Genomic DNA, 6,831 nt, shown 5'->3' with positions numbered 1-6,831 from the left:
CGTTCCCGGGGCCCCGAACCAGCCGGACCAGCCGGCGCAGCGGGCCGGCGGCGGCCCGCCCGCCGCGCTCGGCGGGCGGGGCCTTTCCGGACAGAGTCGTCGTCATCGAGATCCCTCAGCTCAGCTTGTAGAGCCGGGTGCCGTCACCGGCCCCGGAAGACGAGGCGGACGGAGAAGAGGTGCCGGACGAGCCGCCGTACGCGCTCGCGTCGACCAGGGTGCCGTTCTTCCGCACCCACGCCGTCACCTCCGACGAGCCGCCCCCGCCGGGGCCGCCGCGCCCCTCGCCGATGAGGATGTAGCGCAGCTGGCCGCTCTCGACGTACCGCTGGAGCTTCTCCACGGTCATCGCCGGGTCCTGGCCGGTGAAGCCGCCCATGGCGATGACCGGTTCGCCGCTCTCCAGGATGATCGAGGACGCCTGCTGGGAGCTGCCGACGGCCACCAGCCAGCGCGCGCCGTTCCGGTTCTTCCGCAGGTAGTCGACCATCTGGTCGCTCACCTGCCCGCCCGGTCCGCCGCCGGGGCCGCCCCCGCCGGGACGCCCTCCGCCCTGCGGCCGGCCGCTCGGCGCTTGCCCGCCGGGAGCCTGACCGCCAGGCGCCTCCCCGCCCTGCGGCCGGTCATCCTGGCCCTGGCCCTGGCCCTGCCCGCCGGGCGGCATGCCCCCCGGGAGACCGCCGCCGGGCATGCGTCCCGGCATCACGCCGGGACGGCCGCCCGGCCCGCCGAAGCCCTGCCCCGAGGACGGGCCCGCGAGCGGATTGGTGCCGTTCACGGGCGACGAGGCGGCCGACACCGCGTACGCGGCGGGACCGGCCAGCCCCCCGAGGACCGCCAGCGCCAGCCCGGCCACGGCCACCCGCGCGCGCAGGCGCGGCACCCGGCCGGCGGCAAGGGCAACGACAGCGAGGACGGTCACGGCCGCCACCGCCCACCGCAGCCACGGATTCCAGTCCGGAGTACGGTCCAGCAGCACGAACGACCACGCGCCCATAACCGCGACCCCGGCGGGCAGCACCCAGGCCCAGGCGGCCGAGCGCCGGTACGCGCCGTACAGCAGCACCGCCCCCGCCCCGGTCAGGGCGCCGATCGCCGGGCCCATCGCGGTGGAGTAGTACGGGTGGAACGTGCCCTCGGCGAAGCCGAACACCACGTAGTGCACGGCCAGCCAGCCGCCCCACAGCACCAGCCCGGCGCGCGCCGCGTCCGTCCGCGGCCGCTTCCACAGCAGGACCAGGCCCGCCACCAGCGCCAGCGCCGCGAACGGCAGCAGCCAGGAGATCTGGCCGCCCAGGATGTCGTTGAACAGCCGGCCCGCGCCGGCCTCGCCGCCGAACCCGCCGCCACCGCCACCGGGCCCGCCGCGGCCGCCGCCCGGACCGCCGCCCTCACCGAGGATGCGGCCCAGGCCGTTGTAGCCGATGACCAGGTCCCACACGGTGCCGTCGGTACTGCCGCCGATGAACGGCCGCCGGTCCGCCGGGATCAGGTCGACCACGACCATCCACCAGAAGCTCGACACCGCCATCGCGACACCGGCCGCCAGCAGGTGGACGATCCGCCGCACCACCCCGGGCCGGGCCGCGACCAGGTACGCCAGCGCCAGCGCGGGCACCACCACGAACGCCTGCAGCATCTTGGTGTTGAACCCGCAGCCGACGAAGAACGCCGCCGCCACCAGCCAGCGCACCCGGCCCGACTCGATCGCCCGCTGGCACGCCCACGCGGCCAGCACCAGCAGCAGGACCAGCAGCGTGTCCGGGTTGTTGTCGCGGTTGATCGCGACCGCGATCGGCGTCAGCGCCGTCACCACCGCCGCGACCAGCGCCGCACGGTGCCCGAACGCGCGCCGCACGGTCGCGTGCACGACCGCGGCCGACGCCGCGCCCATCAGCGCCTGCGGCAGCAGCAGGCTCCAGGTGCCGAACCCCAGCACCCGGGCGAACAGTCCCATCACCCACAGCGCCATCGGCGGCTTGTCCACGGTGATGAACGACCCGGAGTCCAGCGAGCCGAAGAAGAACGCCTTCCAGCTCTCGGTGCCGCTCTTCACCGCGGCCGAGTAGTAGGAGTTGGCGTACCCGCCGTCCGGCAGGTTCCAGGCGTACAGGCCGAACGCCAGCAGCAGCACCGCCCACAGCGCGGGCCGGGACCAGCGCGGGTCCTCGGGGCCGCCCAGCGCCAGCCGCCGCAGCCGGCCGCGCGTCCCGCCGGGCGCGGCGTGCCGCGCGCCGCCGCCGGGGCCGCCGGTGATCGTGTCGGTGCTCGTCGCAGTGCTCGTCTCGGTGGCCGTCATCGCAGCGTCTCCCCCGCGGTCTCGGTCTCGGGTACGGCGGTGGCGGCACGGTCGCGGCCCAGCCGGCGCGGGTGGAAGATCCACGCGCGCATCAGCAGGAAGCGCACCAGGGTCGCCACCCCGTTCGCGCAGACCAGCGCGGCGACCTCGACCGCACGGGACGCGCCGGGCGCGGTGGCGTGCAGCAGCGCCAGGCCGCCGGTGCTCAGCGCCAGCCCCAGCAGGAACGCCAGCCCGCCCTCCAACTGCTGCCGGAACGCACGCTGCGGCCCGGTCACGCCGAAGGTGAAGCGGCGGTTGGCGGCGGTGTTGCCGATCGTGGTGACCACCAGCGACACCGCGTTCGCCCACAGCGGCCCCATGACCATGCGCAGCAGCACGAACAGCACCAGCTGCGCGAGCGTGCTGATGACGCCGATGACGGCGAAGCTGGGCAGCTGCCGCGCCATCCCGGCGGGCAGCTCGGGGCGGGTCCGGCCGCCGACGGGGGCGCGGAACGCGCCGGTGACCATCCGCCGCCCGACCCGGGCCATGCCCTTGAGGTCGTCGAGCGCAGTGTGCAGGACGTCTACGCGGCTGTCGGGGTCGTCGACCCAGTCCACGGGGACCTCGTGGATGCGCAGCCCGTTGCGTTCGGCCAGCAGCAGCAGTTCGGTGTCGAAGAACCACGCCTCGTCCTCGACCGCCGGCAGCAGCGCCTGGACGATCTCGGTGCGGGCCGCCTTGAAGCCGCACTGGGCGTCGGAGAACCGCGCCGCCAGCGTCGTGCGCAGCAGCAGGTTGTAGCAGCGGGAGATCAGCTCGCGCTTGGGGCCGCGCACCACCGCCGAGCCCCGCGACAGCCGGCTGCCGATCGCCAGGTCGCTGTGCCCGGAGATCAGCGGCGCCACCAGCGGGAGGAAGGCGTCCAGGTCGGTGGACAGGTCCACGTCCATGTACGCGACCACGTCGGCGTCGCTGTGCCCCCACACGTACCGCAGCGCCCGGCCGCGGCCCTTCTCGGGCAGCCGCACCGCGCGCACGTGCGCCAGCCCGGCGGCCAGTTCCTCGGCCAGTGGCCAGGTTCCGTCGGTGCTGGCGTTGTCGGCGATCGTGACGCGGAACGGGTAGGGGAACGTCTCGCACAGGTAGCCGTGCAGGCGCCGGATACTCGCCGCCAGCACGCGTTCCTCGTTGTAGACGGGGACGACCACCTCGACGAGGGGCCGCCGGCCGTCGCCCGGCCGCGCCCCGGCGGGAGCCGCCGTATCGGTGACCAATTGACTCATGGGACCAAGGTCGGCGGCCGGGCTTGGAGTGGCCTGAGCCGAACATTAATCCCGGATGAGAACGGATCAGTCGCCGCGCTCGGCGCCGCCGGGCAGCCGCACGCGAGCCAGCGTGCCGCCGCCCGGCGCGGGGTCGAGGCGGACCTCGCCGCCGGCCTCGGTGACGACGCGGGCGACGATCGACAGGCCCAGCCCGGACCCGGGCAGGCTGCGCGCCGACGGCGACCGCCAGAACCGCTCGAACACGTGCGGCAGGTCCTCGCCGGGGATGCCGGGGCCGTGGTCGCGCACGGTCAGCTCGCCGCCCGCCAGCCGCACCCGGACCGCGCCGCCCGGCGGGCTGAACTTCACCGCGTTGTCCAGCAGGTTCACCACGGCGCGCTCCAGCGAGGCGGGGTCGCCGGTCACGTACCAGGGTTCGATGTCGGCCTCGATGGCCAGGCCGGGGCCGCGCAGCCGGGCGCGCTCGACCGCGCGGGCGGCGACGTCGTGCAGCGCGACGGTCTCGCGGGCCGGCTCGGCCTCCTCGGGGCGGGCCAACTCCAGCAGGTCGCCGACCAGGCTGGACAGCTCCCGCATCTGCGCCTTGACGCTGACCAGCAGCCGGTGCCGGGTCTCGGCGGGCAGGTCGCGGCCGGTGGCCTCGGCCCGCAGCAGCAGGTCGATGTTGGTGCGCAGGCTGGTCAGCGGGGTGCGCAGCTCGTGCCCGGCGTCGGCGATCAGCTGCTGCTGGTGGTCGCGGGAGGCGGCCAGCGCGGCGGTCATGGTGTTGAACGAGCGGCTCAGCCGGGCGATCTCGTCGGCGCCCTCGGCCGGGATCCGGATTCCCAGGTCCTCGGTGCGCGCGATGTGCTCGGTCACGGCCGTCAGCTCGTCCACCGGGCGCAGCGACGCCCGCGCGACCATCAGCCCGGTGCCCGCCGCCGCCAGCACGCCCAGCGCGGCGAACGCGGCCAGCGCCAGCGCGAGATCGTTCAGCGGCCCCTCGACCTGGTCCAGGTCCAGCGCGACCGACACGGCCGCGCGCTCGCCGCCGGGCGTCACGAAGGCCTGGGTGCGCACCCGCACGTCGACGCGCTCGCCGTCGGCGGTGACGCCGGTGCCGTCGTGCACGGCGAAGTCGCGCTCGCCCCGCGCCACCCGCGCGTCCTCGGCGGTGACGGTGAGCGAGCCGGCGTTGGGCACCGTGCAGGGGCGGCCCTGCGCGTTCACCACCTGCATGACCTCGAACGGGCCGGGCGGCCACTGCCCGGCGGTGGTCGTGGCGGCGGCCTCGCACCGCGCCAGCGCGCGGGCCAGGTCGTCCAGGCGGCGCGAGTCGCGCGGCCCCCGGCCCCCGGGCGGGCCCGGCTCGGGCATCGACGCCATCGCCGCCAGCCGCCGGTCGAGCTCCTTGTAGAGCTGGTCGCGGACCATGAACCAGCTGGCCGTGGCGCACGCCGCCACCGCCACCGCGACCGCCACCGCGGTGAGCAGCGACAGCCGCCCGCGCAGCGACAGCCGCCGCATCACGACGCCGTTCGCAGAACGTAGCCGACGCCGCGGACGGTGTGGACCAGCCGGGGCAGGCCGCCGGCCTCGGTCTTGCGGCGCAGGTACATGACGTACACGTCCAGGGAGTTGGAGGCGGGCTCGAAGTCGAACCCCCACACCGTCTCCAGGATCTGCTCGCGGGTGAGGACCTGCCGGGGGTGCAGCAGGAACATCTCCAGCAGCATGTACTCGGTGCGGGTCAGCTCCAGCGGCCGCCCGGCCCGGGTGACCTCGCGGGTGAGGGTGTTCATCCGCAGGTCGTCGAACGCCAGGACCTCCTGCGGGCCGCGCCCGGTCGGGGCGGCGGCGGGGGCGGCCATCGCGCTGCGCCGCAGCAGGGCGCGCACGCGCGCCAGCAGCTCGTCCAGCTCGAACGGCTTGGCCAGGTAGTCGTCGGCGCCGGCGTCCAGGCCGGTGACCCGGTCGCCGACCATGTCCCGGGCGGTCAGCATGAGGACGGGCATGGTGGCGCCCTGGGCGCGCAGCCGGCGGCAGGTCGTCAGCCCGTCCATCCGCGGCATGAGCACGTCCAGGACGACCAGGTCGGGGGCCTCCCGCTCGACGCTCTCCAGCGCCAGCAGGCCGTCGGCGGCCGCCCCGACCCGGTAGCCCTCGAACTCCAGGCTGCTGGCCAGCGACTCCCGTACCGCGGGCTCGTCGTCCACGACCAGGATCCGGGCGGGCGCCTGCGGCGTGCTTGCGGGCTCCATGAACTCAACGTAATAGCCCCTGACGTGCGGTCACGCCGCCGGGGGCGGTTCTCACGGATCTTTCAGGAAGTTCTCATGAAGCCGATCGCTCGGCGGGCTCGGCCCGCTCCTCCACGACTTCGACGACCCCTGTGACCTCGGTGACCTCGACCTCGACGGCCTCGGCCCACACGCTCCGCGTGGGTGCGGGCGGGGGCGCCGCCGGGCCGGGGCGGGTGGCGGCGGTCCAGGTGGTCCGGGTGACGTCCACGACCACGTCCCGCGCGACGGCGAGCATCAGGCCGCGCAGCTCCTCGCGCAGCGCGAGCTTGAGCGCCTCGCGCATCAGCTCGGCCATCACGGCCTGGACCGCGGCGGTCGCGGCGCGGACGGCCAACTCCCGGGCGGTACGGGCGACGGCGCTGCCGGCGGCGGCCGCCAGCAGGTCGCCGGCCGAACGGACCGTGCCACGCACGGTCTCGCTGGCGGCGGCGCGGGCGGTGATCTCGGTGGCCGCCTCGGCCGCGGCGGCGGTGACGGGGGACAGCGCGGCCGCCTCCCGGGCCCGCCCGCCGACGCCCACGGCCAGGTCGCGGGCCGTGTCGCGGGCGGTGTCGCGCACCACCCGGAACACCAGGTCGCCGGCCACGTCCATGGTCACGTCCACCGCGACGTCGGCCACGGTGTCCAGCGCGGCATCCACGACGATCTTGGACGCGGCCTGGACGGCGGGCGCGCCGACCGTGCGGCCGGCCACGTCCAGCGCGGTCGCGGTCGCCGCGCGGGTGAGCGGGTGGCGGGCCGCGAGCCGGGCCGCCGCGGCGGCCATCGGGTGCTGGGCGGCCTGCCCGGCGATGGACATCGCGGTGGTGGTGGCCTCGAACGCGGCGCCGGTGACCGGGTGCGCCCCGGCCGCCGCGCGCGCCTCGGCGACGGCCCGCTCGGCGGCGGCGGACGCGGCCTTGACGGCGGCGTCCCTGGCGGCCTGCTCGATCACCCGCATCGCGGGGGTGCCGGCCAGCTGCTCGACGATCGTGGCGGC

The 6,831-nt window shown here is 75.9% G+C and carries 4 protein-coding genes and 1 pseudogene; all 5 read right to left on the bottom strand.

Features of this window, described 5'->3' with window-relative positions; genetic code table 11:
- Positions 1 to 115: 115 nt before the first annotated feature.
- A complete protein-coding gene (locus AB0881_RS34505) occupies positions 116 to 2,299 on the bottom strand; it encodes a glycosyltransferase family 39 protein (RefSeq protein WP_366623902.1) in 2,184 nt (727 codons plus the stop codon).
- Positions 2,296 to 3,567 (bottom strand): bifunctional glycosyltransferase family 2/GtrA family protein, encoded by a 1,272-nt coding sequence (locus AB0881_RS34500; RefSeq protein ID WP_366623900.1) that lies wholly within the window; start codon positions 3,565 to 3,567, stop codon positions 2,296 to 2,298. The genes AB0881_RS34505 and AB0881_RS34500 overlap by 4 nt, the downstream gene beginning before the upstream one ends.
- Before the next feature lie 66 nt (positions 3,568 to 3,633).
- Complete coding sequence (locus AB0881_RS34495) at positions 3,634 to 5,076, bottom strand: HAMP domain-containing sensor histidine kinase (RefSeq protein WP_366623898.1); 1,443 nt, start codon at positions 5,074 to 5,076, stop codon at positions 3,634 to 3,636.
- Positions 5,076 to 5,810 carry a response regulator transcription factor gene (locus tag AB0881_RS34490; RefSeq protein ID WP_366623896.1) on the bottom strand — a complete coding sequence of 245 codons (735 nt, stop codon included), beginning with the start codon at positions 5,808 to 5,810 and terminating at the stop codon, positions 5,076 to 5,078. Before AB0881_RS34490 ends, AB0881_RS34495 begins: the two co-directional genes overlap by 1 nt.
- A gap of 73 nt (positions 5,811 to 5,883) precedes the next feature.
- A pseudogene (locus tag AB0881_RS34485) lies at positions 5,884 to 6,831 on the bottom strand (hypothetical protein); the annotation flags it as partial.

Origin of the sequence: Spirillospora sp. NPDC029432 (genome assembly GCF_040703975.1) — a bacterium.
Classification (GTDB): Bacteria; Actinomycetota; Actinomycetes; order Streptosporangiales; family Streptosporangiaceae; genus Spirillospora.
Note: the sequence above shows the minus strand (reverse complement) of the source record. Positions and strands in the feature narration are given on the sequence as shown.